Annotated in this window: 24 protein-coding genes and 1 pseudogene; 11 read left to right on the top strand and 14 right to left on the bottom strand. The window is 73.5% G+C overall.

All coding sequences use genetic code 11. The features are described from left to right. Positions 1-6: 6 nt before the first annotated feature. Complete coding sequence (locus ACYF6T_RS38580) at positions 7-600, top strand: isochorismatase family protein (protein ID WP_461702547.1); 594 nt, start codon at positions 7-9, stop codon at positions 598-600. Here ACYF6T_RS38580 and ACYF6T_RS38575 read toward each other — a convergent pair. The 4 genes from ACYF6T_RS38575 to ACYF6T_RS38560 all read right to left on the bottom strand — a co-directional run bounded on the left by ACYF6T_RS38575 (position 581) and on the right by ACYF6T_RS38560 (position 6,121). Beyond that, the gene (locus ACYF6T_RS38575) at positions 581-1,588 is read right to left on the bottom strand and encodes a questin oxidase family protein (RefSeq protein ID WP_461702546.1); all 1,008 of its coding nucleotides are present in this window, start codon (positions 1,586-1,588) and stop codon (positions 581-583) included. The two genes, ACYF6T_RS38580 and ACYF6T_RS38575, sit on opposite strands and share 20 nt — an antisense overlap. Before the next feature lie 72 nt (positions 1,589-1,660). Further along, complete coding sequence (locus ACYF6T_RS38570) at positions 1,661-3,214, bottom strand: MGH1-like glycoside hydrolase domain-containing protein (protein WP_461702545.1); 1,554 nt, start codon at positions 3,212-3,214, stop codon at positions 1,661-1,663. Between the two features lie 105 nt (positions 3,215-3,319). Continuing rightward, the gene (gene ligD, locus ACYF6T_RS38565; RefSeq protein ID WP_461702544.1) at positions 3,320-4,300 is read right to left on the bottom strand and encodes a non-homologous end-joining DNA ligase; all 981 of its coding nucleotides are present in this window, start codon (positions 4,298-4,300) and stop codon (positions 3,320-3,322) included. A gap of 339 nt (positions 4,301-4,639) precedes the next feature. Continuing rightward, the gene (locus tag ACYF6T_RS38560) at positions 4,640-6,121 is read right to left on the bottom strand and encodes an MFS transporter (protein WP_461702543.1); all 1,482 of its coding nucleotides are present in this window, start codon (positions 6,119-6,121) and stop codon (positions 4,640-4,642) included. Between the two features lie 269 nt (positions 6,122-6,390). Here ACYF6T_RS38560 and ACYF6T_RS38555 point away from each other — a divergent pair, with 269 nt between their 5' ends. Further along, on the top strand, positions 6,391-7,041 hold the full coding sequence (locus ACYF6T_RS38555) for a TetR/AcrR family transcriptional regulator (RefSeq protein WP_461702542.1): 651 nt from the start codon (positions 6,391-6,393) through the stop codon (positions 7,039-7,041). Between the two features lie 156 nt (positions 7,042-7,197). On the opposite strand, the gene ACYF6T_RS38550 is transcribed toward ACYF6T_RS38555, so the two are convergent. Further along, on the bottom strand, positions 7,198-8,037 hold the full coding sequence (locus tag ACYF6T_RS38550; RefSeq protein ID WP_461702541.1) for a DUF3152 domain-containing protein: 840 nt from the start codon (positions 8,035-8,037) through the stop codon (positions 7,198-7,200). 140 nt (positions 8,038-8,177) lie between these two features. Between ACYF6T_RS38550 and ACYF6T_RS38545 the strand changes: the two genes are divergently transcribed. From ACYF6T_RS38545 to ACYF6T_RS38535, 3 genes and pseudogenes are all read left to right on the top strand, one after another. Then, positions 8,178-8,858: a response regulator transcription factor gene (locus ACYF6T_RS38545; RefSeq protein ID WP_461702539.1), complete on the top strand. Its 681-nt coding sequence runs from the start codon at positions 8,178-8,180 to the stop codon at positions 8,856-8,858. Between the two features lie 26 nt (positions 8,859-8,884). After that, positions 8,885-10,633: a sensor histidine kinase gene (locus ACYF6T_RS38540; protein ID WP_461702537.1), complete on the top strand. Its 1,749-nt coding sequence runs from the start codon at positions 8,885-8,887 to the stop codon at positions 10,631-10,633. Then, positions 10,627-10,962, top strand: a pseudogene (locus ACYF6T_RS38535) (MarR family transcriptional regulator); the annotation flags it as partial. The gene ACYF6T_RS38540 and the pseudogene ACYF6T_RS38535, both read left to right, overlap by 7 nt. 47 nt (positions 10,963-11,009) lie before the next feature. Here the strand turns inward: ACYF6T_RS38535 and ACYF6T_RS38530 are convergent. Continuing rightward, positions 11,010-12,188: an MFS transporter gene (locus ACYF6T_RS38530; RefSeq protein ID WP_461702536.1), complete on the bottom strand. Its 1,179-nt coding sequence runs from the start codon at positions 12,186-12,188 to the stop codon at positions 11,010-11,012. 54 nt (positions 12,189-12,242) lie between these two features. Here ACYF6T_RS38530 and ACYF6T_RS38525 point away from each other — a divergent pair, with 54 nt between their 5' ends. The 4 genes from ACYF6T_RS38525 (at position 12,243) to ACYF6T_RS38510 (ending at position 16,297) form a co-directional block, all read left to right on the top strand. Further along, a complete protein-coding gene (locus tag ACYF6T_RS38525; RefSeq protein ID WP_461702535.1) occupies positions 12,243-12,992 on the top strand; it encodes an AraC family transcriptional regulator in 750 nt (249 codons plus the stop codon). Between the two features lie 71 nt (positions 12,993-13,063). Further along, on the top strand, positions 13,064-13,444 hold the full coding sequence (locus tag ACYF6T_RS38520) for a DoxX family protein (RefSeq protein WP_461702533.1): 381 nt from the start codon (positions 13,064-13,066) through the stop codon (positions 13,442-13,444). Next, positions 13,441-13,908: a peroxiredoxin gene (locus tag ACYF6T_RS38515; protein WP_461702532.1), complete on the top strand. Its 468-nt coding sequence runs from the start codon at positions 13,441-13,443 to the stop codon at positions 13,906-13,908. Before ACYF6T_RS38520 ends, ACYF6T_RS38515 begins: the two co-directional genes overlap by 4 nt. A 64-nt stretch (positions 13,909-13,972) precedes the next feature. After that, positions 13,973-16,297, top strand: coding sequence for a SpoIIE family protein phosphatase (locus tag ACYF6T_RS38510; protein WP_461702530.1), 2,325 nt, complete (start codon positions 13,973-13,975; stop codon positions 16,295-16,297). Here ACYF6T_RS38510 and ACYF6T_RS38505 read toward each other — a convergent pair whose 3' ends face one another. From ACYF6T_RS38505 to ACYF6T_RS38490, 4 genes are all read right to left on the bottom strand, one after another. Next, positions 16,298-16,732 carry a cupin domain-containing protein gene (locus tag ACYF6T_RS38505; protein ID WP_461702528.1) on the bottom strand — a complete coding sequence of 145 codons (435 nt, stop codon included), beginning with the start codon at positions 16,730-16,732 and terminating at the stop codon, positions 16,298-16,300. Positions 16,733-16,828: 96 nt separating this feature from the next. Next, positions 16,829-17,839: a non-homologous end-joining DNA ligase gene (ligD, locus tag ACYF6T_RS38500; RefSeq protein WP_461702526.1), complete on the bottom strand. Its 1,011-nt coding sequence runs from the start codon at positions 17,837-17,839 to the stop codon at positions 16,829-16,831. A gap of 6 nt (positions 17,840-17,845) precedes the next feature. Then, positions 17,846-18,469: a DNA polymerase ligase N-terminal domain-containing protein gene (locus ACYF6T_RS38495; protein WP_461702525.1), complete on the bottom strand. Its 624-nt coding sequence runs from the start codon at positions 18,467-18,469 to the stop codon at positions 17,846-17,848. Between the two features lie 56 nt (positions 18,470-18,525). Then, entirely contained in the window at positions 18,526-19,356 is an 831-nt protein-coding gene (locus ACYF6T_RS38490; protein ID WP_461702523.1) for an aldo/keto reductase, read from the bottom strand. Positions 19,357-19,534: 178 nt separating this feature from the next. Between ACYF6T_RS38490 and ACYF6T_RS38485 the strand changes: the two genes are divergently transcribed. Beyond that, positions 19,535-20,512, top strand: a complete 978-nt coding sequence (locus tag ACYF6T_RS38485) for a TauD/TfdA dioxygenase family protein (protein ID WP_461702521.1) — start codon at positions 19,535-19,537, stop codon at positions 20,510-20,512. A gap of 22 nt (positions 20,513-20,534) precedes the next feature. On the opposite strand, the gene ACYF6T_RS38480 is transcribed toward ACYF6T_RS38485, so the two are convergent. The 4 genes from ACYF6T_RS38480 to ACYF6T_RS38465 all read right to left on the bottom strand — a co-directional run bounded on the left by ACYF6T_RS38480 (position 20,535) and on the right by ACYF6T_RS38465 (position 24,894). Further along, positions 20,535-20,918 (bottom strand): hypothetical protein, encoded by a 384-nt coding sequence (locus tag ACYF6T_RS38480; RefSeq protein ID WP_461702520.1) that lies wholly within the window; start codon positions 20,916-20,918, stop codon positions 20,535-20,537. A 128-nt stretch (positions 20,919-21,046) separates the two neighbouring features. After that, entirely contained in the window at positions 21,047-22,099 is a 1,053-nt protein-coding gene (locus ACYF6T_RS38475; RefSeq protein ID WP_461702518.1) for an LLM class flavin-dependent oxidoreductase, read from the bottom strand. A gap of 80 nt (positions 22,100-22,179) precedes the next feature. Continuing rightward, positions 22,180-23,664: a metallophosphoesterase family protein gene (locus ACYF6T_RS38470; RefSeq protein WP_461702516.1), complete on the bottom strand. Its 1,485-nt coding sequence runs from the start codon at positions 23,662-23,664 to the stop codon at positions 22,180-22,182. A 324-nt stretch (positions 23,665-23,988) separates the two neighbouring features. After that, positions 23,989-24,894: an MHYT domain-containing protein gene (locus tag ACYF6T_RS38465; RefSeq protein WP_461702515.1), complete on the bottom strand. Its 906-nt coding sequence runs from the start codon at positions 24,892-24,894 to the stop codon at positions 23,989-23,991. Positions 24,895-25,260: 366 nt separating this feature from the next. Between ACYF6T_RS38465 and ACYF6T_RS38460 the strand changes: the two genes are divergently transcribed. Next, on the top strand, positions 25,261-26,400 hold a 1,140-nt coding region (locus ACYF6T_RS38460), incomplete at its 3' end, for a M4 family metallopeptidase (RefSeq protein WP_461702514.1).

Raw genomic sequence — 26,400 nt, 5'->3', positions numbered from 1 at the left:
CGGGCGATGCCGGACACAGCACTGCTCGTCATCGACATGCAGACCGCCTTGCTGAGCGACGCCCATGACGTCGCGGCCTGCCTGCACACGGTCGCCGACCTGGCCGAACGGGCTCGCTGCGCCGGCGTGCCCGTCGTCTACCTGCGGCAGCGGCTCCCTGACGGGCCCGCCGACCTGACCGACGTCCATCCGGCGGTGGCACCCCGGCCGGGCGATGCCGTGCTGGACAAGGACAGCGCGGACTCCTTCCTCGACACCGGGCTCGGTGACCTGCTGGACGCGCGGGACGTGTGCCGTGTGATCGTCACCGGCTTCGCCACCGAGTACTGCGTCGACTCCACCGGCCGCGGCGCGCTCTCCCGGGGCTACGACCTGGTGCTCGTCTCGGACGGGCACACCACGCCGGAACGCCCGCCCGGTGCTGCGCCCTCGGCCGCTCAGGTCATCGCCCACCACAACACGACCTTCTCGGTCATCCAGTACGCCGGGCGCTCGATCACCGTCACACCGGCTGCTCACGTCCGCTTCGACGACCGTGCGGAGCAGCGGGCGGACCCGAGGGAAGACGCCGGCGGTGCCGCTAGACCAGCGGCGCGCTGAGTTCGATCGCGCGCTGGGCCGCGGCGAGGGCCTGTTCGTCGCCGACGTCGAGTGCGGTGTCGGTGAACTTCAGGACGTGTTCGTCGCCGTGCGCCAGGGCCCGGTCCAGGATCTCCTGGGCGGTGAGCCGCGCCGGGGGTGTATAGGCGACCGGCTCGGCGGGGGCGTACATCGCGGTGACCGCCGCGGACGCCGTCCAGGCCGCGTGCAGGCTCGGCGCCCACAGCTCGCGCGGCAGTGAACCCAGGGCCCGCAGCACGGCGTTGGGTGCCGTCGCGGCGTGCACGAGCATCGTCTCCTCGCCGTGGCCGTGGGTGGCGTAGCGGTGGGTCGCCGCCCGGACGAGTTCGGCGAGCCGGTCCCGGGCGGCGACGGGGTCGCTCACCTCGTCCGCCCAGCGGGGCAGCCGGCGCACGGCGGCCAGGCGGGCCGGGAAGCCGCCCTGGGGGTTCGGCAGCGCGGGCACGGCGTCCAGGGCGGCCGCGGCCGTCGGCGCCGCGGGCAGCGTGGTGAGCCCGGACACGGGCCGGTGCCGGGCCGCCCAGTAGCCCAGGGCGTGGGCGAGTTCGGCCAGGCGGGGTGCGTTCTCGCCGCCTTCCAGGGTGCGCACGGCGTGGCCGGTGCGGATCACGGGGTGGGTGGAGCCGCCGTACATGCCGGGCAGCAGGCGGGGCCACCACTCGGCCAGGACCTCCCGCCACGGCCGTTCGGCCAGGACGCGGGAGAAGTAGGCGATCCAGTCCGCCACCCGGCGCGGATCGCCCAGTGCCGAGGGCCAGTCGGCGTCCGTCACCGGGGCCACGCGGTCCGGGAAGTCCTCCAGTTTGGCGCGGTACAGGTCCAGCCAGCGGTGCACGGCGTCCGCCCGGCCGCGCGCCACGAGTGCCTCGACGACCATCGGGGCGTGGTTGGTGAGCCTGCCCAGCCGCTCGGGTCCCGTCGTGTGGAGTCGCTCCAGGGCTTCTTCGAGTCGTCCGCTCGTATCCATGACTGAGACGCTAGGCAGCGCCGCGGCCTCGCCGGATCGGGCGCGGGAAGCAGTCCGGGCGCGCCTTGGGTCCTAGATCTCCAGGTCGATGCGGAGCGTGTGCCGGCCGGTCGTGTCGGCGCCCACGACGGGCTCCGCGGCGCGTCCGTCGAGCGTGCACGAGCGGACCCGGCTGCCGGCGCCGGTCAGTTCGACGTCGAGTGTCATGCCCCGGTAGCGCAGCCCGCGCAGGCTCACCGCACCCCAGTGCGGGGGCAGCCGGGGGCGCAGGCGCAGGGCGGTCTCGGTGCAGTCGAGGCCGAACAGGCCGTCGTGCACCAGGCGCAGGTACGCCGTCGCCGACCAGGTCTGGTCGGGCTGCGAGACGAAGTGCCGGGGCCGCCCGCCGGCGCCCTGCTGCCAGCCGCCGTCGACGGCGCCGCTGACGGAGTCGTACAGCTCGTGGAAGCCGTTGCCGCTGCCCGCGACCAGGTCGGCGAGCTGTTCGACGCAGCGCGCGAACTGGTCGGTGCGGCCCGCGGCCGCCGCGGCGTTGCCGTACAGGCCGTGCACCATCGGCCAGAGCATGACGTTGTGCCGCCCGGGCCTGCGGTTGTCGAAGCGCGGGAAGTGCGGCCAGACGTCGACGATGCCGTGCGGCTGCCAGTGGGCGGCATCCAGGACGCGGTCCGCCCTGCCCGCGTCCGCCACGCCGAGCAGGAGCGCGAGGGCGAGTCCGGCGCCCTCCTGGGAGGTGTCGAGCCGTCCGTCGCCGTGCAGGAGGTAGCCGTAGGTCCCGGCGTCCTCGCGCCACAGGTGCCGGTCGACGGCCCGGCGCAGCTCCTCCGCCGTGGTGCGCAGGGCGGCCGCCTCGCCGGGCCGGCCGAGGGCGTCGGCCATGCCCGCGAGGGCCGACTGGGCGCCGTAGTAGAGGCAGTTGGTGGACAGGCACATCAGCCGCTCGGTGCCGGGATGGTCCAGGACGAAGGAGGAGCGCACGTCGGAGGAGGCGGGCGGGCTCGGGTAGCCGGAGATGCCGTCGTTCATGAAGCCCGGCCCCCGGTAGAGGCCGTAGGCGGTGTCGAAGTCGCGTGTCCGGCGCGCGGCGAGGGTGTTGACGGCCGTCTCGTGGGCGTCGGCCAGGAAGCGCCGGTCGCCGGTGACGCGGTAGTGGTGCCAGGCGGCCGGGATCCACACGACCTGGTCCCACCACTGGTCGTCCTGCTGCACGACCAGGCCCCGCGGACCGCGGTCCACGACCGACCAGAGCGTGTTGCGGCCGATGTCCGGGGCCAGCAGGCTGACGGCGTTCCACGCGTTGACGGCCGCGTCCCGCGTCCACCGCTGGGGCGCGGGATAGCCGCCACCGGCCCGTACGAGGGTGCCCGGCGGGCGGTCCAGCAGGTGCGCGCGGTCGTACACCTCCGCGTCCGCCGGGACGACGTGGGAGGTGAACAGGTCCCTGAGCGCGGCGGCGTACGGTGTGCCGAGACGTCGTCCGACGGCCGGGTCCGCGAAGACGAGGGTGGGCATGCCGGGTGTCTTCCCGTATCCGGCAGCCGACGCACTGGCGGTGGCCGCCGTGCCCAGCGCGGCGGCGAGCACGGCCCGCCGCGACAGCCGTCTCCACCGTGTGTCGTCCGCCACCGCCGGTCCTCCTCGCTCCACGCCATGATGACTCCGGAAAACCGGGAGAACGAGCGCACCCCCTGTGAGGTCGCGGGGGAGCGGGGACGGGTGCCGCCGGGCGGGTCAGACGAGGTCGTCCGGGATGTCGGCCGCCGCGTCCTCCGGCGCCAGGTCGGGGCGCAGGCGCAGCCAGGACGGCTGGCGCAGCATTCCGGCGCGGGTCCGGACGCTGTAGCGGACCTCGCCGACCAGGCGGGGCAGCACCCAGCGCGCCCCGGCGATGCGCGGCACCGGGGCGAACGGGCACACGTCGGAGGCGGTGGCCCGCAGCAGTTCGGCCAGATCGGACCGCTCCGCCTCGCTCCAGCCGGTGCCGACGCTGCCGACGTAGCGCAGGCGGCCCGCGGCGCGCTGCCCGACCAGGACGGCGCCGGGCAGGCCGGTCAGCCGGCCCTTGCCGGGCAGCCAGCCGCCCACGACGACGTCCTCGCTGCGCATGTTGCGGATCTTGATCCAGGCCCGGGAGCGCACACCGGGCTCGTACACCGAGTCGAGGCGCTTGCACACCAGGCCCTCCAGACCGTGCTCGCGGGTGGCGCGCAGCGCCTGTTCGCCGTGGCCGACGAGCGCGGCGGGCGTGGACCAGTACGGGCCGTCGAGGCCCAGCTCCTCCAGTCGCGCGCGCCGGCGGGCGTAGGGCAGTGCGAGCAGGGGGCGGCCGGCCAGGTGCAGCACGTCGAACACGACGAGGTGCACGGGAGCCTGGGCCGCCCGACGCGCGGCGCGGGCCGGGGCGTGCGCCAGCCCCATGCGCTGCTGCAGCAGCTGGAAGTCGGCGCGGCCGTGTTCGTCCAGCGCCAGCACCTCCCCGTCCAGTACGGCGGACCGGGTGCCCAGTGCCCCGCCCAGCGGCCGCAGTTCGGGGTACGCGGCGGTGATGTCCTCGCCGGAGCGGGCGCGCAGCAGCACACTGCCGTCGCCTTCGAGGTAGGCCACCACACGCTGGCCGTCCTGCTTGGTCTCGTAGGCCCAGCGGGCGTCCTGTGCGGCGGGCGGCAGGCTGCCCGGGGTGGCGAGCATGGGCGGGATCAGCGGGAGCGTCACGGCAGAAGGTGTCGACGCCCCCGCCCGGCGCCACGCGCGGCACCCACCGGTTTCCCCCCAACGGCGCAGTGGCCGCACGGCGCGCCGGGCGGCGGGCTGGACGAGGACCGACTGGCAGGCGGTGACGCCGAGTTGACGCGCCCCTGGGCGCGGAGCTTGGGCGGGGCGTGGTGCCCGTGGGTGCGCACGTGGGTTCGTTCACCGGCGGCGGGCCGCGGACGGTCCGGGCCTGCGCGGGACTGGGGCGTCTCGCTCGCGGCTGGCATGAAGCCGAAGCTGCCGTGTGCGCGCGGGAAGCCGGCCTGAGGGCCGCCGGACGACGGCCCTCAGGGGCGGGGCTCAGTTCGCCGTGGCGGTCTCGGTCGACGCCTCGGCGGCGGCCGGTGCCGCCGCGGCCGCGGTGACCGGGCCGCGGCGCGGGATGAAGGACGCCACCGCGAAGGCCAGCAGGGCGGCGCCGGCGCCGATGGCCATGACGGTCTTGAAACCGTTCTCCGACGGCAGGGCGTAGCCGCCGAGACTGATGGTCATGTGCGACAGCACGACACCCGCGATCGCGCTGGCCACCGAGGTGCCGATGGACCGCATCAGGGTGTTGAGGCTGTTGGCGGCGGCCGTCTCCGAGGGGTCCACCGCGCCCATGATCAGCGCGGGCATGGCGCCGTACGTGAAACCGATGCCGGCGCCGATGACGCAGGAGACCAGGACGAGGTGCCAGACCTCGGACATCAGCACGATGTCGATCCCGTAGCCGGCGGCCACGATCAGCGCGCCGATCATCAGCGTCACCTTGGGGCCCTTGGCCTTGGACACGGCGGCGGAGACCGGAGCGAAGGCCATCATCACCAGACCGGACGGCGCCATGACGAGTCCGGCGGTCAGCAGGGAGCGGCCCAGGCCGTAACCGGTCCGCACCGGCAGCTGCAGCAGCTGGGGCAGCACCAGGGACATCGCGAACATCGAGAAGCCGATCGCGATCGAGGCGAGGTTGGTGACCAGCACCTGGCGGCGGGCGGTGGCGCGCAGGTCGACCAGCGGCTCGGCGGTGCGCAGTTCGAAGCAGCCCCAGGCGAGCAGGACCGCGACGGCCACGGCGAACAGGCCCAGGGTGGTGCCGCTGGTCCAGCCCCAGTCGGCGCCCTTGGAGATCGCCAGCAGCAGGCACACCAGCCCGGTCGCCATACCGAGGCCGCCCACCACGTCGAAGCGGCCGCCGGAGCGCACCGCGGACTCGGGCACGAACAGCACGACCAGGGCGAAGGCGACGGCGCCCATGCCGGCCGAGCTCCAGAACAGCACGTGCCAGTCGAAGTGGTCGGCGATCAGCGCGGCGGTCGGCAGTCCGAGCGCGCCGCCGACGCCGAGCGAGGCGCTCATCAGCGCGGTCGCGCCGGCGAGCCGCTCCGGGGGCAGCTCGTCACGCATGATGCTGATGCCCAGCGGGATCACCGCCGCCGACAGCCCCTGCACGGCCCGGCCGACGACCATCGGCAGGAGCGACTCGCCGAGCGCGCACAGGACGGAGCCGGCCACGAGCAGGACCACGCTCAGCAGCAGCATGCGCCGTTTGCCGAACATGTCGCCGAGCCGGCCCACCACCGGCGTGGCCACGGCGCTGGCCAGCAGCGTCGCCGTCACGGCCCAGGCGGTGTCCGACGCGGGCGCGTCGAGGAGCTTGGGAAGCTCCGGCACGATCGGGATGACCAGGGTCTGCATGAGCGCGACGACGATGCCGGCGAAGGCCAGCACGGCCACCACGACGCCCGAGCGGGGCGGGGCCGCATCCCGGGCGTCGGCGGATCTGCTCAGGGCATCGGACATGGGAGGGGCCTCCGGGAAACGGTGAGAACAAGGTGACAACGGGAGCAACCGGATGGGAAGCCGCCAGCTTTAAGGCAGGCGACTGACTGATAGTACGGGTCACGACGGGCTCGGCGTAGCGGACCCGGGTCGCCGACGGCGCCCACCGCCGGGCGGCCCGCTGTGCGTAGGCTTCCGTCGCTGGAAGCCGCCGCGGGCGGCGGACCCGCGCCGGTGGGAGGGGCCGGCCGGCGCGGGAGGGAAGTCGAGGTCCCGGTGTGAGGGTGAGCATGGCCGGCAGGACGGTACGGGCGGAGCAGGTGCACGCGACCCGGGAGCTGATCCTGACCGCCGCCGAGCGGCTGTTCGCCGAGCGAGGCGTGATAGCGGTGTCCAACCGGCAGGTCAGCGAGGCCGCCGGGCAGGGCAACAACACCGCCGTCGGCTACCACTTCGGCACCAAGGCCGACCTGGTGCGGGCGATCGTGCGCAAGCACGCGGCCCGCGTGGAGGAGATCCGCGCCCGGCTGCTGGCCGGCGTCGGCGACTCCACGGACGTGCGCGACTGGGTGGACTGCCTGGTGCGTCCGGTCCTGGAGCACCTCGGCAACCTCGGCGGGCCCACCTGGTACGCGCGGTTCTGTGCGCAGCTGATGACCGACCCGGCGCTGCGCGAGATCATCGTGGAGGAGTCCTTCGCCTCCCCGTCGCTGCAGAAGATCGTCGACGGCCTCTCGCGCTGTCTGCCCGAGCTGCCCGCCGAGGTCCGCGCCGAGCGCGGCGAGATGGTGCGGCACCTGATCGTGCACGTGCCCGCCGAGCGGGAACGCGCTCTGGCCGAGGGCCGGCCGACGCCCCGCGCGAGCTGGGACGACGCGGCCACGGGACTGGTCGACGCGATCGTGGGGCTGTGGGTGGCGCCGGTGGGTCCGAGCACTTGAGGTTGCCCGCGGATGTGCCCGGGCCCGGCGCCGGCGGGGGATGCCGGGCCGGGCCCGAGGGGTGTGCGGCCCCGGCGGATTCCGCCGAAGCCCTGGGGTTGCCCGCATGAGGCACACGCCGGGCCGCCGCGACGCCGGCGTGAGGTGCGGGGGTGGTCAGGGGACGGCGGGGCCGGTGATGTAGTGCCCGTCGGCGTCGTAGGGCCAGACGTTGGGCGCGCAGCCGTGCATGCCCTTGATCTGCTGCATCATCGCCGGGGCCGGCTGCCCGGGTCCCGGGCAGGTCACATGGCCGTGGCCGAGGAAGTGACCGACCTCGTGGTTGATGATCAGCGCGTGGTAGGCGGTGACGTCCTTGGCGTAGACGGGGGTGGCCAGCAGCCAGCGTTTGAGGTTGACCATCACGTTCTTGTCGACGCTGCAGTTGACCTCGCCCTCGGTGTCGAGGCCGTACTCGCCGCAGATCTTGTCCACGGTCCCGGGGGTCGCGACCCGTACGACGAAGTCGGTGGTGGTGCCGGAGACCCGCTGGAAGGCGGAGTGGCCGTCGGCCGTCCAGCCGCGCGGGTCGGCGAGGATGCGCTCGACCTCCTCGGCGACGGCCGTGGCGGACAGGTCGATGCCGTCCTCGACGTCCACCCGGTAGCGCAGCACCGTGCCGGTGCCGACCTTGGCGCTCGTGCCGGGCGCGGTGGTGAAGGTGCCGGGCCCGCGGGCCGGGATGACGGTGGCGGACGGCGTGGAGGAGGGAGAGGCGGACCGGCTCGGCGCCGGCCGGTCGGCGGACGCGGAGGTGTGGTGCGGGTGCCCGGTGGGACCGGCCCCGGGATGACCGCCGGGGGAGGTCCAGCCCACGGCCGCCAGGCCCGTGGCGCTCAGCACGGTCAGCGCGGCCAGGCCGCCCCACAGCCGCAGGCGCGGCCCGCGTGCCACGGCGTGCGCGGGGCCCCCGGGACGAGAGCGGGCGGGGGAGCGGGATGCTTTGTGCGCGGTCATGGCAGTTCAGGTTGTGATCGAAGTGTGATCGGACCTGGCCCGGACGATAACGGAACGGTAACGACCTCGTGCGTCCGTGATCATGTGATCATCTGGTAACAGAAGCCTGGTGTTCCGTCGCGCGTGCGGATACTGAGCCCATGCCACGAGTACTGCTGATCGAGGACGACCGTGCCGTGCGCGAGGGCGTCGCTCTCGCCCTGCGCCGCCAGGGGCACGAGGTCGTCACCGCCGTCACGGGGGAGGAGGGGCTGGAGCGGGTGCGGTCGTTCCGGCCGGACGTCGCGGTGCTGGATCTGATGCTGCCCGGCATGCCCGGCCTGGACGTGTGCCGTGAGCTGCGCTCCCTCGACCAGACGCTGCCGATCATCATGGCGACCGCGCGGGGCGACGACGAGGACATCGTCGTGGGCCTGGAGGCCGGAGCCGACGACTACGTGGTCAAGCCCGTGCAGGCCCGGGTCCTGCAGGCCCGCATCCGCGCCGTCCTGCGCCGGGCGGCGGGGACGCAGACGGACGGCGGCATCCCCCGGCTCGACAGCTACGGCGACCTCACCATCGACCGGGCCGGCTTCGCAGTCACCCTGCGGGGTGCGCCGGTGCCGCTCGCCGCCTCCGAACTGCGGCTGCTGCTGACCCTGTCCGCCTCGCCCGGCCAGGTCTTCAGCCGGCAGCAGCTGCTGGAGGCGGTCTGGGAGCACAGCTACCACGCGGACGCGCGCCTGGTGGACGCCTGTGTCAAACGGCTGCGGGCCAAGATGGGCGAGCCCCGCTACATCGAGACCGTGCGCGGCTTCGGCTACCGGTTCGCCGCCCGGTGACCCGCTCGCCGAGAACCGGCCCCCGGATGCCCCAACTGGGCGGGCTGCGCGTCCGGTTGATCGTCGCCTTCACGCTGGTCGCCGCGCTCACGGCCGCCACCACCGGTGCGCTGACCTTCCGCGAGGCGCGTACCGGCGTGCTCCAGCAGAGCCAGGACGCGGTGATCAACCAGCTGCGCGGCCAGGCCAACCGCCTCGCCCCCGACCTCACCGTGCCCCCGGACGAAGCCGAACTGCGCCGCTTCGCCGTGGAGTTGGCCGAGGCCGAGCCCTCCGGAACCTGGCGCGTCATGGTCACCTACGGCGACCTGAGCGGTACCTCCCTGCCCGGCGACCGGTTCCAGGAGGTCACGCCCGCCGTGCGCGAGGCCGTGAACTCCAGGATGGCCACCGTCTTCCAGCGGGTGCCCAGCGGCGACCACACCTCCCTCGTCGTGGGCATGTCCGTCACCTTCGACGACGCGGCGACCCCCACGGGCCTGCACATCTTCCTGACGGTGCCGCAGAAGACGGAACAGGCGTACGTCGACGCCCTGGTCACCTCCGTCGAACGGGCCACCGTGCCCGCCCTGGCGCTGGCCGTGCTGCTCGCCCTGCTGGCCGCGCGCGGGGTGCTGCGCCCGGTGCGGGCACTGCGCGGGGCCACCCGCAGCATCGCCGAGGGCCGCCTGGACACCCGGCTCGCCGTGCACGGCGCCGACGAACTGGCCGATCTGTCCCACACCTTCAACGAGACGGCCGCCGCGCTGGAGCACTCGGTGGCCGAACTGCGCGGCATGGAGGCCCGGGCCCGCCGGTTCGCCGCCGACGTCTCGCACGAACTGCGCACCCCTCTCGCCGCCATGTCGGCCGTCACCGACGTCCTCGACGAGGACGCCGCCCGCCTCGACCCGGACACCGCCACCGCCGTGCGGCTGATCAGCGAGGAGACCGTGAAGCTGGCCCGTCTGGTGGACGACCTGATGGAGATCTCCCGTTTCGACGCCGGCGCGGCCGTCGTGCACCTCGACGAGATCGACCTCGCCGAGTCCCTGCGCCGCACCCTCGCCGCCCGGGCCTGGAGCGACCTGGTGGAGGCCGACCTGCCGCCGCCCGACGCCCTGCGCGGCCGCGTCGACCCGCGCCGCCTCGACGTCGTGGTGGCGAACCTGGTCGGCAACGCCCTGCGGCACGGCGCCCGCCCGGTGCGGCTGCGGCTGACCGAGGCGACCGGGCGCGCGGGGGAGCGGCTGGCGGTCATCGAGGTGCTGGACAGTGGGCCCGGCATCCCCGACAGCGTCCTGCCGCACGTCTTCGAGCGGTTCTACAAGTCCGACGCCGCCCGCACCCGCACTGCCGCCCACCGGCGCCCCGGACGCCGGTCAGAGCCGGGCGAGCCGCCGGTCGGAGCCGGTGCGGGTGACGTCCGGCAAGGAGCGCGTGACCATCAGCCTCGCCTTCTCGCCGCCGCAGCCGGCCGACCTCGCCGTCGCCCAGCTCGTCTGCACGGCCGTCGCCGCCCAGCGCGTCGCCGCGCCCGGAAGCGACCCGCTGCCCGTCGTCGTGACGGGTCCCGAGGGCCTCGACGTCCGGGGGAGCACCGCGCGCTGTCCGGGCGCGTAGTCCGGTCGGTGTCACGCGTCCGCAGGGCAGGAGCCGTAGGACCGTCCTGGATCACTTGCGTTACGCAACGACAGGGCGAAGTGGAGTGCATGTCACCCCAGCCGCTCCGCGATGTCTCCGACACCCCCGCGACCGCCTCCGAGGAAGTGGTCGAGATAGAGCACGCGAGATAGAGCGAGCGCTCAGCCGCATCACCTACCGCGGCACCCACGCGGCAGCACGAGCGTCTGGTAGCCCGGTCCGGCGTGCCGCTGGACAGGGCGGTGGTCGCCCTGCTGCGGGCAGGTCGCCGACTCGCAACCGCTGCGCCCCGGGGAGCCCGCCACCCGACGCCCGGCGCGCCCAGCGCATCGAGCTCACCGACTCCGGCCGGCAGGCCATGGAGCGGATCCGCGGCGCCGGCGCCCGCGGCATGCTGCTGGCCCTGTCCGGCTGGTCGTCCGAGGAACTCCGGCAGCTCGCCACGCTGTTCCACCGCGTGGTCGACGCCTTCCTCGCCTGAGCGGTCGACGAGGACACCGAACCGGCGGCCGTCGCACAGGGCCGACCTCAGGCCGACGCCGTACGGGGGCGGCGGGAGAGCGGCCGGGCTGGCTGGAGCGGCTCGCGCAGGCCGCGCAGCAGGAGCCGGCCCACGGCGGGCAGCACGATCAGAGGGATCAGCGCCGTTTGCAGGCCGTCGGCGTCGGCCAGGGCGCCGATCAGGGGCGCCGCGAGCCCGCCCACGCTCACCGTCAGCCCCAGCGTGACGCCGCTCGCCGTGCCCACGCGTCGGGGCAGGTAGTCCTGGCCGAGCGTGATGTGCAGGGAGAACGGCACGTACAGGCCCGCCGAGGCCAGCGCGACACACACGAAGACGGCCGGGCCGGGCACGGCCACCACGCCCGCGACGGCGACCACGGTGACGGCGTACGACCGGCGCACGACCGCCAGGCGCCCGTACCGGTCGGCGAGCCGCCCGCCGGCCACCGTGCCCACCGCACCCCCGGCGTACAGCACGCACAGGGCGAGCGTGCCCGCCGCCTCCCCGCCGCCGGTGCGCTGACGCACGTACGACGAGACGAAGGCGCTCAGCGAGACGAAGACGACCGACCGGCACACGGTCGCCCCCGACAGGCGCGCGAACGAGCCCCAGTCGTCCGTGCCGGCCGCCCCCGCCGACCGTGCCGTCACGCCGCCGCGTGCCGGGCGCACCGCGGCGGCGCACAGGCCCGCGCCCGCCACGGCCGGGAGAGCCAGCAGGGGCGAGGCCCGCAGACCCCAGGTGGCGACGACCGCGGACACCAGCAGCGGAGCCGCCGCGAAGCCGAGGTTGCCGCCGAGGGAGAACCAGCCCATCGCCGTGTTGCCGCCGCCCGCCGCGGCGCGCGCCGCCCGCGCGGCCTCGGGGTGATAGGCGGCCACGCCGATCCCCGACACCGCGACCGCCGCGAGCGTGAGCGGGTACGAACCCGTGACCCCGCACAGGGCGACTCCGGCCCCGCCGGCCAGCGCGCTCAGCGGCAGCAGCCAGGGCACCGGCCGGCGGTCGGTGAGCACCCCGAACAGCGGCTGCACCACCGACGACAGCAGCGAGGCGGCCAGCACGACGCCCGAGGCGGCGGCATAGGTGTAAGCGCGCTCCGCCACGAAGAACGGCACGAGCGCGGCCACGGCGCCCTGGTAGACGTCGACGCAGGCGTGGCCGAGGGACAGAAGGACGAGGGGACGGCTGCTTTTCGTGGACACCCCCCGATCGTCACGGCCGCGCCCGGTGTCCCGCTTCCGTTAATCTGCCTATCCGTGCCGAACATCCGCCACACGCCGAAGGCACCCACCCGGGCCCGCAGCCTGGCCGCCGGCGAGCGCATCGACGCCCACCGGCACGACGACCACCAGATCGTCTACGCCGGCTCCGGCGTCCTGGCCGTCACCACCGACGCCGGCACCTGGTTCGCGCCCGGCACCCGCGCCCTGTGGATCCCGGCCGGCACGGTCCACGCCCACCGCGCCCACGGACACCTGGAGTTGCACCTGGTCGGCCTGCCCGCCGACGTCAACCCGCCCGGTCTCGACGCCCCGACTGTCCTCGCCGTCAGCCCGCTGCTGCGCGAGCTGATCCTCGCCTACACCCGCGACCCCGACGACGTGAGCCCCGAGCGCGACCGCCTGCTCGGCGTCCTGCGCGACCAACTGCGCGCCTCCCCCCAGCAGCCGATGCGCCTGCCCACCCCCACCGACCCGCGCCTGGCGGCCGTCTGCGCCCTCGTCCACGCCCGCCCGGCCGACCCGCGCACCCTCGCCGACCTCGCCGCCGCGACCGGCACCGGCGAGCGCACCCTCAGCCGTCTCTTCCGCCGTGAGTTCGGCATGACCTTCCCCCAGTGGCGCACCCAGTCCCGCCTCTACCACGCCCTGCGGCTGCTGGCCGACGACACCCCCGTCACCACGGTCGCCCACCGCTGCGGATGGTCCTCCACCAGCGCCTTCATCGACGTCTTCCGGCGGGCCTTCGGTTACACCCCGGGCGCCCACAACCGGCGCCCCCGGTAAGGCCCGGGCAGCCGCACCAGCCCGGCCTACGCTCCGGTAACATCGCGCGGCAGATGATCAGAGGAGGAACCGTGTCCCGGTCCCAACGTTCACCCCTGCTGCTGGCCGGTCTGCTGACCGCCGCGGGAGTCGCCCACTTCACCTCCCCCCGCCAGTTCGACGCGATCGTCCCGCGTTCCCTGCCCGGCCGGCCCCGGACCTGGACGTACACCAGCGGTGCCGCCGAACTCGCCCTCGCCGCCGGTCTCGCGTCGCCGCGCAGCCGCAGGGCGGCGGCCCTCGCCGCGACCGCGTTCTTCGTGGGCGTCTTCCCCGCCAACGTGAAGATGGCCGTCGACTGGCGCCACCGGCCCGCTCCGCAGAAGGCGGCCGCGTACGGGCGGCTGCCGCTTCAGGTGCCCCTCGTACTGTGGGCCCGTCACATCGCCAAGAGTGCGGAGGGCCGGTCGTGACGGACCGTGTGGACGTCGGCGCCAAAGTCGAGGACTTCTCCCTGCCCGACGAGACCGGGACGAGCCGCAGCCTGACCGAACTGCTCGCCGACGGGCCGGTCGTGCTGTTCTTCTACCCCGCCGCCCTCACCGCCGGCTGCACGGCCGAGGCCTGCCACTTCCGTGACCTGGCCGCCGAGTTCGCCGCCGTCGGCGCCCGGCCGGTCGGCATCAGCGGCGACTCCGTCGAACGCCAGCAGGAGTTCGCCGGCCGGCACACCCTCGGCATGCCGCTGCTGTCCGACGCCGACGGAAGCGTCCGTGAGCGGTTCGGCGTCAAGCGCGGGTTCAGCCTCGCCCCCACCAAACGCGTCACCTTCGTCATCGACACCGACCGCACCGTCCTGGAGGTCGTGCGCAGCGAACTGCGCATGAACACCCACGCCGACCGGGCCCTGGCCGTGCTGCGCGAACGCCGCGGGTGACACGGGGGACCCCCTTGGCACAGCGCGGTTGATGCGGTGCGGCGCAGGGACCATGCTGGACGGCATGGAGCACGCCTCCGCCACGGCGGTCGTCGATGCCCGGGGCATCGTGACGGGGTGGAGCGAGGGTGCCCGGCGACTGACCGGATATCCGGCCGAACAGGCGGTGGGCCGGGCGGCGCGGGACCTGCTCGCCGAGGATCCGCACCCCGAAGCCGTGGCGGCCCTGCACGGCCCCGTCGCGCTGCGGCACCGCGACGGCTCCGTCGTCACGCTCTCCCTCGCGGCGTGCCCCGTACTGGGCGGGGACGGCGTACCGCACGGCTACGTCGTCACCGCCGACCCCGGCCCGTCGCTGGCCGAGCAGGCCTTCCAGCAGGCGTCCATGTCGATGTCCGTCTTCGACACCCACCAGCGCTGTCTGCGCCTCAACGACGTCGCCTGCCGGGTCATGGGCGGCTCCGAGGACGCCTTCGTCGGCCGGTACTTCCCCGACACCGTCGAGGACGCCGAGCACGACCGGGGCTTCCTCGCCGGCCTGCGCCAGGTCGCCGAGACCGGCCGGCCGGTCCGCTACGAGAGCTTCACCGGCGCCCCCGCCCTCGATCGGGAGCACGCCTGGAGCATCGAGATGTGGCCCCTCGCGGACGCCTCCGGCAAGCCGGCCGCGGTCGCCCTCGCCGCCTTCGACAGCACCGAGCAGTACTGGGCCCGGCAGCGCCTCGCCCTGCTGAACGAGGCGTCGGTCTCCATCGGCACCACCCTCGACGTGACACGCACCGCCGAGGAACTCGTCGAACTCCTCGTGCCCGCCTACGCCGACTTCGCCGCCGTCGACCTGCTCGACTGGGTCCTCGGCTCCGACGAACCCCCGCCGGCCAGGAGCGACGAGATCGTGCTGCGCCGCGTCGCCCACGGCTCCGCCACCGAGGGCACCCCCGAGGCGGCCGTGCACCTCGGCGAGACGGACGTCTATCCGGCGTACTCACCGCCCGCGCGGGCCCTGCGAGAGGAGAGGGCGGTGCTGGGCCAGGCCGGCGAACCCGAGTTCACGCGCTGGGCCGCCGAACGCAACGCGCGGTCCCCGCAGGGCCGACCCCACCGGCGGGGCACCCACTCCATGATCGCGGTGCCGCTGCGCGCCCGCGGCACCACCCTGGGCGTCGCCGTCGCGGTGCGCAACTCCCACCCCGAGGACTACGGGGAGGACGACGCGATCCTCGCCGGGGAACTCGCCAGCCGGGCCGCCGTCTGCATCGACAACGCCCGCCGCTTCGTGCGCGAACGCACCACCGCGCTCGCCCTCCAGCACAACCTGCTGCCGCGCGGACTGCCCGGACAGGCGGCCGTGGAGGTCGCCCACCGCTATCTGCCCTGCGGCTCCCTGGCGGGCGTCGGCGGCGACTGGTTCGACGTGATCCCGCTCTCCGGCAGCCGGGTCGCCCTGGTCGTCGGCGACGTCGTCGGCCACGGCATCCCCTCGTCGGCGACCATGGGCCGGCTGTGCACGGCCGTGCGCACCCTCGCCGACGTCGACCTGCCGCCGGACGAGCTGCTCACCCACCTCGACGACCTGGTCACCCACCTGGCCTCGGACGACAGCGGCGAGGCCGCCGAGCTCGGCGCCACCTGCCTGTACGCCGTCTACGACCCCGTCTCCCGCCGTCTGAACCTCGCCGCCGCCGGCCACCCCGCCCCCGCCGTCCTGCTGCCGGACGGCACCGCGAACCTCGTCCCCATGACCGCCGGGCCGCCGCTGGGCGTCGGTGGCCTGCCTTTCGAGGCGACGGAGCTGGAGCTGCCCGAGGGCGCGGTCGTCGCCCTGTACACCGACGGCCTCGTGGAGGACCGCGACCGGGACGTCGACCACGGCACCGCCGAGCTGTGCCGCGCCCTGACCGCCCCCGCGGAGACGCTCGACATCCTGTGCGACACCGTCCTGAAGGCCGTCCTGCCGGAGGAGCCCGGCGACGACGTGGCTCTGCTGGTGGCCCGCACCCGGGCCCTGGGCGCGGACCGCGTCGCCACCTGGGACATCACCCCCGACCCCGAGCGGGTGGCCGCCGCCCGGCAGGCCGCCACCGAGCAGCTGACCGCCTGGGGACTGGACGAGGCCGCCTTCGTCACCGAACTCGTCGTCAGCGAACTCGTCACCAACGCCATCCGCTATGGCGCCCCGCCCGTCCAGCTCCGGCTGATCCGCGACCGCACCCTCATCTGCGAGGTCTCCGACGGCAGTTCCACCTCACCGCACCTGCGCCGCGCCCACGCCTTCGACGAGGGCGGCCGCGGACTGCTGCTCGTCGCCCAGCTCACCCAGCGCTGGGGGAGCCGGCAGACGGGCAGCGGCAAGACGATCTGGGCCGAACAGCCGCTGCCGCCCGACTGATCACTGGATGTCGCAGCCCGGGTTGGGCACGTCCTCGGAGAACGGCGAGCCGTGCGGCAGGACGTACAGCACGTCGAGGACCAGCGGGGTGTCACCCGCGTTGCGGCCGAGGTGGACGTCGCCCGGACCGCCCGGCTCGCGCACCACGGTGCCGGTGCGGTACACGCCGTCCACGGCGCAGTCCGCGTGGTAGTGCGTGAGGGTGCCCTGCTTGACGTAGCCGTAGACGACGCCGTCGTGGTAGTGCCAGCCGGTGCTCTGGCCGGGCGGGACGGTGATCTCGCGCACGGTGTAGTCGGTGTCCCCGATCGTGGTCTGGCTGATCAGCACGGCGGTCACCCCCGGTCCCGGGGGTGTGGCGCCGGCGGTGCCACAGGTGAGGACGGTGCCGGCGACGACGGCGCCGACGACGGCGGTGCGGAGCGCGTTGCGCATGCCAGGGGCCTTCCGGGAGCAGGGGCGACGATCGGCTGTCGCGGTGAACATAGAGCCCCGGAAGGGGTGCTGGGGCCGGAATGATCGAATCCGGGCTCAGGCGGCGGGTTGCTCGCGCACCACGTCGGCCGGTTTCTTGTCGTCCCTCAGGCCCAGGAACCGCGGATGGCGCAGCATGCCGTCGCGGGTCCACTCGGTGAAGTCGATCTGCGCGACCAGCTCCGGCCGCACCCACCGCGCGCCCCGCTCCCGCACCGGCCCGCCGAACGGCGAGCCGTCCACGCGCAGCCCGTCCAGCCGCTCGCGCAGCGCGAGCAGCGTCGGCCGGTCGAAACCGGTGCCGACCTTGCCCGCGTACCGCAGCCGTCCGTCCCGGTGGTAGCCGAGCAGCAGCGCCCCGAGCCCGACCCGGCTGCCGGCCGGCTCGGTGAACCCGCCGACGACGAACTCCTGCCCCTGCGAGCACTTGAGCTTCAGCCAGTCCGTGGAGCGGCGCGGCTGGTAGTCGCCGTCGGCGCGCTTGGCGATCAGCCCCTCCCAGCCCCGGGCGCAGGAGGCCGCCAGCAGGTCGGCGCCGCCCTCGTTGCGATGCGGCGTTAGCCGCAGCGGGGAGCGGTACTCAAGCGCGCGCCGCAGCAGGGACTTGCGGGTCCTGAGCGGCAGCCGCGTGAGGTCCGACCCGTCCAGTCTGAGCAGGTCGAACACGTAGTACGTCACGGCGACGCCGCTCGCCTCGACGTCCTCGCGCCGGGTCAGCCCCATACGCTGCTGCAGCCGGGCGAAGTCGGTGCGGCCGTGCGAGAAGGCGACGATCTCCCCGTCGACGGTGAAGTCCGCGCACGGCTGGGCGGCGAGCGCCGCCACGACCTCCGGGTAGGTGGCGTCGAGCCCGCGCCCCGAGCGGGACAGCAGCGTGGCACGCTCGCCCTCGCGCACCGCCAGCACCCGGATGCCGTCCAGCTTCCGCTCGAAGATCCACTCGTCGGTGAAGTCCCGGCGGTCGCTCAGGGTGGCCAGCATGGGCTTCGCCGCCAGCTCCGCGCCCGGGCGCGCCGCGCGCAGCAGCCGCCGCTGCCCGGCGGGGAGGGTGTCGAGGAGCCCGGCCACCGCGGCTCACCCCTCGCCGTCGTCCGCGGCGACCTGGGCGAGCGTACGGCCGCTGCGCACCGAGCGGGCCCGGCGCGGATCGGGCGTGCCGTGCCCGTGGCCGCCCTTGTGGCCCGCCTTGACCAGCAGCCACGCGTCCTTGCCGTCCTGGCCGCCGCGGGCCTTGCCGTCCCGGATGCGGGTGAGGGCGAACTCGCCGTGCAGCTTCTCGCCCTTGAGGCGGAAGGTGGCGTGACCGCGCTCCAGCGACTCACCGAAGTCGACGGCGTTGCCCTTCTTGTCGTGGCTGAGGGGCTGGTAGCTGCCGTGGTCCCACACGATCACGGTGCCGCCGCCGTACTCGCCCTCGGGGATGACGCCCTCGAACTCCTCGTACTCCAGCGGATGGTCCTCCGTGGGCACGGCGAGCCGCTTGTCCTGGGGGTCGGCGGAGGGGCCCTTCGGGATCGACCACGATTTCAGCACGTCGCCGACCTGGAGCCGGAAGTCGAAGTGCAGGGTGCTCGCGTCGTGGATCTGCACGACGAACCGGGGCTCCTCGCCCGAGGACGCCGTGTGCCCGCGCGGTTCACCGGTCCGGCCGAAGTCGCGCCTGCCGCGGTAGTCCCGCAGCCGCTCCCGCTCACCCACGTGCGGCTCCCTTCCCTCCGTGTGGCCGGCGCCTCCCCGGGTACCCCGCGCCCGCCTCAGAACTCCTCGTGTGTCTCCGGGTCCCCGCCCAGGCGCCGGTGGGAGCGGTCGGAGACGGCCTTGACCTGGTCGGCGTCCAGCTCGAAGCCGAAGACGTCGAGGTTGGCGCGCTGGCGTGCGGGATCGGAGGACTTCGGGATGGGCACGGCACCGAGCTGGACGTGCCAGCGCAGGACCACCTGGGCGGGCGTCACGCCGAGGTCGTCGGCGATGCCGCCGATGACGGCATCCTCCAGCAGGCCGGAACCCTGGCCCAGCGGGCTCCAGCTCTCGGTCAGGATGCCCTTGGCGGCGTGGAAGGCGCGCACCTCGTCCTGCGGGAAGAGCGGGTGCAGCTCGATCTGGTTGACCGACGGCAGCACGCCCGTCTCCTTCTCCAGCCGCTCGATGTGCCCGGCGGTGAAGTTGGAGACGCCGATGGAGCGGACCAGGCCCTCCTCGCGCAGCTTGATCATGGCCCGCCAGGAGTCGACGTACTTGTCGACGCGGGGCAGCGGCCAGTGGATCAGGTAGAGGTCGACGTAGCCGAGGCCGAGGCGGGCGCGGGACTCCTCGAAGGAGGCGAGGGTCTCCTCGTAGCCGTGGTGCCGGCCCGGGAGCTTGGTCGTCACCACCAGTTCCTCACGGGGGACGGCGCCGCGGGCCAGGGCACGGCCGACGCCGGTCTCGTTGCGGTAGTTCGTCGCCGTGTCCACGAGGCGGTAGCCGGCCTCCACGGCCTGCGACACCGCCCGCTCCGCCTCCGCGTCGTCCATCGGCCAGGTGCCCAGGCCGAGCGCGGGGAGTGTCGTGCCGTCGTTGAGCGTGTACGTCGGGATGCCGATCACTGCGGGACCCTTCCCCTCGAATGTGCCGTCCCTCCAGCGTCACGGATCGGGTGAGCGTGATCAAACCGGGCTGGTGCACGGCGTGGGACCGCGCCGGCGCCGGCCGGGGAGGCCCTGTCGCCAGGAGCCCGCGACCCTGTCACGATCTTCGGTAAAGCGGCCGGGACAGGGAGCGGGCATGGCGACGGACAGGGTCATCGCGGACGACGCAACGCGGACGAGCGCCGGGATGGAGGTGAAACCCGTCGCCGGGCACATCGGAGCCGAGATCACCGGCGTCGACCTGGCCGCGGATCTCGACGACGCCGTGGTGGCCGCGATCCGGGCGGCGGTGCTGCGCTGGAAGGTGGTGTTCTTCCGCGGGCAGCGCCTCGACCACGCCGGGCACGTGGCCTTCGCACGCCGGTTCGGCAACCCCGTCGTGCTGCGCCGGCGCGGCGGCGCCTCGCCGCCGGACTTCCCGGAGATCGAGACCACCGCCGACCGGCTGGAGCTGGGCGGCACGTTCGGCATGGAGCACGACGAGTGGCTGCGGCGCCGTCGGCACACGCTGCTGCGCGGCTGGCACTGCGACCACGGCGCCCGCATCGACCCGCCCGCCGCGACGATCCTGCGCGCCGAGACGGTACCGCCGTACGGCGGCGACACCACCTGGTCCAACCTGGCCGCCGCCTACGCCGGACTGTCCGCTCCGGTACGGCAGTTCGTCGACGGCCTCCGGGCCGAGCACCGCCTTGGCGTCGGCTACCAGCCGCGCCCCGGCGACGACGCCTACCTGCGCCACCTCCTGGACCATCAGGTCGCCTCCGTGCACCCGCTGGTGCGCGTGCACCCGGAGACGGGCGAGCGGATCCTCTTCGTCAACGGCTACTACCTGGAACAGATCGCCGACGTCTCCCGCCCCGAGAGCCGGGCGATCCTCGACATGCTGCTGGAGCAGGCCACGCGCCCCGAGTACACGGTCCGCTTCCGCTGGGAGCCGGGCAGCGTGGCCTTCTGGGACAACCGCGCCACCATCCACCTCGCCCCCGGTGACAACGCCCACCTGGACTTCCCGCGCGTCATGCACCGGGTGATGCTGACGGGCGACGTGCCCGTCGGTGTGGACGGCAAGCCGTCGCAGGCGGTCGTGGGGACGGAGGTGGGGCGCTGGTAGGCGCGGAGGCGGCCGGTCGTGGTCAGCAGATCGGCACGCCGTCGATCTTGTTGGTGGGGTTGTCGGTGTAGTAGCTGGCCATGTAGCCCAGGTTGCCCCGAGGAGTGCGGACCCAGACCCAGTAGGGGTTTCCGCCGACGGTCTGCCCGAGCTGCTGGCAGAGCACGTACACCCGTTCCGGGGTGCTGACGGTGTCCACGATCACGGGGCAGTTGGTGGTCGACGGGTACAGCGAACACTCCTCGGGAACGTCCTTGCGGACGTTCACGTGTGTCGCCCACACCCCGTAGTAGTCGACCCCGTGGCCGGCCGCGTGCGCGGTCCCCGCCGTCACCAGACCGGCCCCCGTCGCGGCCAGCACCACGGCGCCCGCGGCCGCGATCGTCTTCTTGCGTAGGTTCAGCACTGGTTGTTCCCCCTTTGCTGCGGAATCGCTCCAGGTGTAGCAAGGGGGACGTTGTTCGCGTTCGGGACCGCGCGTCGAACAAACGGATGCCGGAAAACGCCGCGCGATCGGAGGACGGCACGGGCGGGCTATACGGCCGTTCCGCCCGGGTGCCAGCCCAGCGCCGGGCCGAGCTTTGTCGCCATGTCGGTGAGGATCTGCACGTAGTCCTCGTGGTCGAAGGTGAACGGCAGCGCGAACGCCACCTCGTCGACCTCGCGGAACGCGGCGTGCGCGTGCAGCCGTTCGGCGATCTCGGCCGAGGTGCCGACGAGGTCGGGGGCGAACAGCAGCCGGGCCGGACCCTGCGGCGCGGTGGTGCGGGGCGTGCGCTGGGCCGCGTACTCCTCGTACTTCGCCCGCTGCCGCGGCGTGGCGGAGTCGGTCGGGATGACGACCAGGCCCTGGGAGACCCGGGCGGCGTCGCCGTCGGGGTGGGCGGCGCGGAAGGCGCGGATGTGGGACAGCTGGATGCCGGCGAAGTCGAAGCCGGCGTCGGGTGTGTCGTCCTTCGGCGCCTCGGCCTTGACGACGCTGCTGGTCAGGAAGTTCATGCCGTGCTCGCCGGCCCAGCGCGCCGAACTCAGGCTGCCGCCGCCGTACCACATCCGCCGGCCCAGTCCGGGGGAGTGCGGCTGCACCCGGTCGGAGAACACCTCGAAGCCCTGGACGCCGCTGAAGTCGGACGCCTTCTCGCCGCGTACGAAGTCCAGCAGCCGGCGCACCCGTTCGTAGCCGAAGTCCTCGGCGTCGGCGGTGTCCGGGTACAGGGCGTCCTTGACCTGGTCGTAGTGCATGGGCGGGCCGACGCTCACGCCCGGGTTCAGGCGCCCACCGGAGAGCAGGTCGACCGTCGCCAGGTCCTCCGCCAGCCGCAGCGGGTTCTCCCAGCCGAGCGGGATGACCGCGGTGCCGAGCTCGATGCGGCTGGTGCGCTGCGAGGCGGCCGCCAGGACGGCGACGGGGGAGGAGATGCCGTACTGGAGGTGGCGGTGGCGCACCCACGCGCTGTCGAAGCCGAGCCGCTCGCCCAGCTCGATGATCTCCAGTGTGGTTTCGTGACCCCGGCGCGGGTCGGCCTCGTCGAACAGGCCGATGGTCAGGAAGCCCAGCTTGCGCAAGGGGCGAGAGGTCGGCGACACGGGCTCCTCCGTCGTTCCGCGATCATGTCGTACGGCCATGCCAACCCGGCCGTCGCGCGAACTGTTCCCGCCCCTTCCCGTCAGCTCAGCGGGATGACCACCTCGTCCTCGACCGGCGGCTCGACCTCCTGTGCGCGCCGGCCGGTGGCCGCGAAACAGCGCACCCGGATCTCCTCGGGGCTGACGTCCAGGCGCAGGAACTGCTTGAAGAAGGGCGGGCTGTACGTCGCCGAACTGGGCGAGAACAGCTGCGTGTAGATCTTGCGCACCGGAAGCCGGACCCGAGACGGGCGGCGGCCGGCGCCCAGCAGACCGGCCACGATCCGCATCCGCCGGGTCACCCGCACCGGGGCGCCGGGGGAGCGGGTCGGCGCGCTGCCCAGTCGCTCGGAGACGACCGCCGTGGCCTCGGCCTCGGTGAGGGTGAAGAAGCGGCGAAGGCGCAGCCGCCGGCCGTAGAGGCGGCTGTAGAAGGCGAGGGAGTCGCCGCGCAGCGGATAGCAGCGGAACTCCCCCTCGGTGACGCCGGCGACGTCGACGAGCGGGATGGTGTGCGTGGCGTGCATGAAGGCACCGCCGCCGCCCGAGACGATGTACTGCAGGGTGCGGTCGCCCACCCGCACCGGATAGCGCTGGTAGTTGTGGATGTCGCCGCCGATCGCGGCGACGTAGTGGTGCGCGGGGTCGCGGACGATCTCGTCGACGGTGCCGCCGCCTTCGATGACGCAGGGGTCGCACCTGCCGTCGACGTACAGGGGTGATCCGGTGATGAGGATCTTCGGACGCGGGCCCCGGGAGACCTCGCGCAGCCAGGCGCCCTGTTCGGCGTCGAGGGTGCCGAGCAGGCCGGTGTCGATGCCGATGATCCGTATCGGGCCGGCGTCGACGGCCCAGTAGGGGCCCGGCTGGACGGCCTGCTGGCCCGGCGCGCTCCGCAACCGCCGTGCCTCGTCGAGATGTCGGCCGTCCGTGGGGCGGGGACGGTGCCAGAGCAGGGAGCGCAGCCAGGCCCGGGTGAAGGGGCGTGGCCGGGGCTCGGGGGCGAGGGGCGGGACGTCGCCGCAGAAGACCCGCATGAACGCGCCGAGGTCCTCGTACCAGTCGTGGTTGCCGGGTATCGCGTAGAGGGGAGCCGGGTAGTCCTGGTAGGGGCGGAAGAACTTGGTGCCGTAGTCGTCGGCGCTGCCCACCGGGTAGATGACGTCACTCGCGATGACCGCGAAGCGGGTGTCCTGACCGATCTTCACAAAGCCCGGGACGACGGCGTACTGGGGATCGTCGCCCTCGCCGGTGTCGCCGATGACCAGGAAGGAGAACCGGTCCGGGTCCTCGCGCCGGATCACCTTGTCGGCGGGCGCCGCGACCTGGGCCACCCACCGGCTGCGGGTGTGTCCCGTGGGATCCCCGAGCTTGGCGGCCAGCACGCCGTTGCGGGCGGCCCACAGCGTCTTCGGGTTCAGCCAGGAGAGCTTCTCGACCTTGGACGGCATCAGCCGCCTGTACTCGCCGCGTTCACCGGCGCCCCAGCCGGCGCCCGCGGCGGTATCGCGTGAGGATTCAGACACCGGTGCACCGTAACAACGATCAACGCGGGGCCGGCAGGCGGGCTGTTGGCGGTCTCAGCGCCGGGGCACGCCGTCGGACAGCGGTGGCCGGGACGGTGCGGGCCACCGTCCCAGAACAGCGGGGCGTGCGGGGCGTGTTGGCGCAGGAGCGCACAGCACCGCGTCGGTTCCCGGTCCCGCCCGCAGCACGCGGTGCCGGCTCCGCAGCCGGTGCCGCTCCCGGCGATCGGCCCGGTGGGCCGGGCCGGCATGGACAGCCGACGCCCGGCCTGCGCGCCGTACAGCCGTGGGGAACCGGTGAACGCCCCCTCCTGGTGCGGCACTTCACCATGTGTGCCCGCGCGGCGGAGCCCACTGCGGCGCGGGCTGTGGTGACTCGTACGCGTCCTGCGCGGGCCGCGAGTGATCGGCGGGCGTGTCGGCGCCGTCGGCGGCGGTGCCCTGCGCGGATGTCCTGCCGGCCGCCCGGCGGCGCGCGGCGGACTGGTTCCACTCGCCGTCGCCCAGCACCAGCAGCGGGTCGAACATGACCACCACCCCGGCCAGCAGCAGGAACACGACGGGCCCCAGCAGCATGGGCAGCAGCAGCGAGGCCGGCGAGTCGCCCGCCCAGGTGGAGTTCGTGCCGTGCACGTGCACGCTGACCGCGGCCATGGCCGTGTAGTGCATGCCGGACACCGCGACACCCATGACCAGGCTGGCCCCGAGACTGGTCAGGAAGCCGCGGACGGTGACCGCGGCCCACAGCGCGGCGGTGGCGGCGACGATCGCGATCACGACCGACAGGGCGACCGTGAGCGGGGCGTACGCGATGTCGCCGTTCAACCGCATCGCGGCCATGCCGAGATAGTGCATCGCTGCCACGCCCAGCCCCGTCACCACGCCCGCGACACAGAGGGTGAGACGGCCGGCGCCCAGGTGTCCGACGATGAAGACGCCGATGCCGACCACGACGATCGACACGAGCAGACTGAGCAGGGTGAGCCCCTTGTCGTAGCGGATGCCGGTCTCCTCGACCTGGAAGCCGAGCATGGCGATGAAGTGCATCGTCCAGATGCCGCAGCCGATCGACGCGGCGCCCAGCGCCAGCCAACCGGACTTCCACGACTGTTCGTTGAGCAGGGACCGGACGATGCAGCGCAGTCCCAGCGCCCCTCCCAGGCAGGCCATCAGATAGGCCGCCACCGGGGTCACCGCGCCGTAGCGGAACCCGTCGACCGTACCGTGCATATGCCAACTCCCCCCAGAGCCCCGGCATTTCGTGGAGCAAGGTCTACGGCCCATGGGCGGGTAAAGCAAGGCTTTACCGCGAGTACGCGGTCAACTCTCGAACATTCCCTGTCAACTCCCGTCGCACGGGGCGGATTCCAGCCATGAGCGCTCCGTGGCCGACATAGGGATAACCCTCGATTGGCCACGACGCTACTGACATGCCCCGGTCAATACTGTCATCCTCGCCGCAACCGCCGCGCACACACCCCCCACGTTCTCATCACATTCTCATGGCCCCGCACACCTCGGCTCGTCCCGGGCAGTACACCCGGCTGCCCGGTCTCTCACCGGTCGCCCCACGCGACCGTCGCAGTAGGAGAACGAGTGAGACGCATCCCCCGCAAGCGGACCGCGGCCGGAGCCCTGCTCTCCACCGCCGCCCTGTTCGCCGTCGGCATCCAGTCGGTTCCGGCGAACGCCCAGCCCGCTTCTCCCCATCCCAGCCCCCTGCGCACCGGTGGCCTGGAAGCCAGGCTCACCCCCGCGCAGCACACCGCGCTGATCAGGAGCGCGGAGCAGAAGACCGCCACCACCGCCCGCAGCCTCGGCCTCGGCGCCAAGGAGAAGCTGGTCGTCAAGGACGTCGTCAAGGACAACGACGGCACCGTGCACACCCGTTACGAGCGCACGTACGCCGGCCTGCCCGTCCTCGGCGGCGACCTCGTCGTGCACACCCCGCCCGCCTCCCTGGCCGCCGGCACGGTGAGCACGACCTACAACAACAACCGGCACACCATCAAGGTCGCCTCCACCACCGCCACCCTCACCAAGGCCGCCGCACGCGCCAAGGCGCTGAAGACGGCCAAGGCGCTGGACGCGCGGCAGCCCACCGCCGACAGCGCCCGCAAGGTGATCTGGGCCGGCAGCGGCACCCCGAAGCTCGCCTGGGAGACCGTGATCGGCGGCTTCCAGGACGACGGCACGCCCAGCAAGCTGCACGTCATCACCGACGCCGCCACCGGCAAGGAGCTCAGCCGCTACCAGGCGATCGAGACGGGCACCGGCAACACGCAGTACAGCGGCACGGTGACGCTCAACACCACGCTGTCGGGGTCGACGTACCAGCTGTACGACACCACACGCGGCGGCCACAAGACGTACAGCCTGAACAACGGCACGTCGGGCACCGGCACCCTGATGACCGACTCCGACGACGTCTGGGGCACCGGCTCCGGCTCCAACACCCAGACCGCCGGCGCCGACGCCGCCTACGGTGCCCAGACCACCTGGGACTTCTACAAGAACACCTTCGGCCGCAGCGGCATCAAGAACAACGGCGTGGCGGCCTACTCGCGCGTCCACTACAGCAGCAACTACGTCAACGCCTTCTGGGACGACAGCTGCTTCTGCATGACCTACGGCGACGGCTCCGGCGGCACCCACGCCCTGACCTCGCTGGACGTGGCCGGCCACGAGATGAGCCACGGCGTCACCTCCAACACGGCCGGCCTCAACTACACCGGT

Source organism: Streptomyces sp. 7R007, from assembly GCF_054850255.1.
Note: the sequence above shows the minus strand (reverse complement) of the source record. Positions and strands in the feature narration are given on the sequence as shown.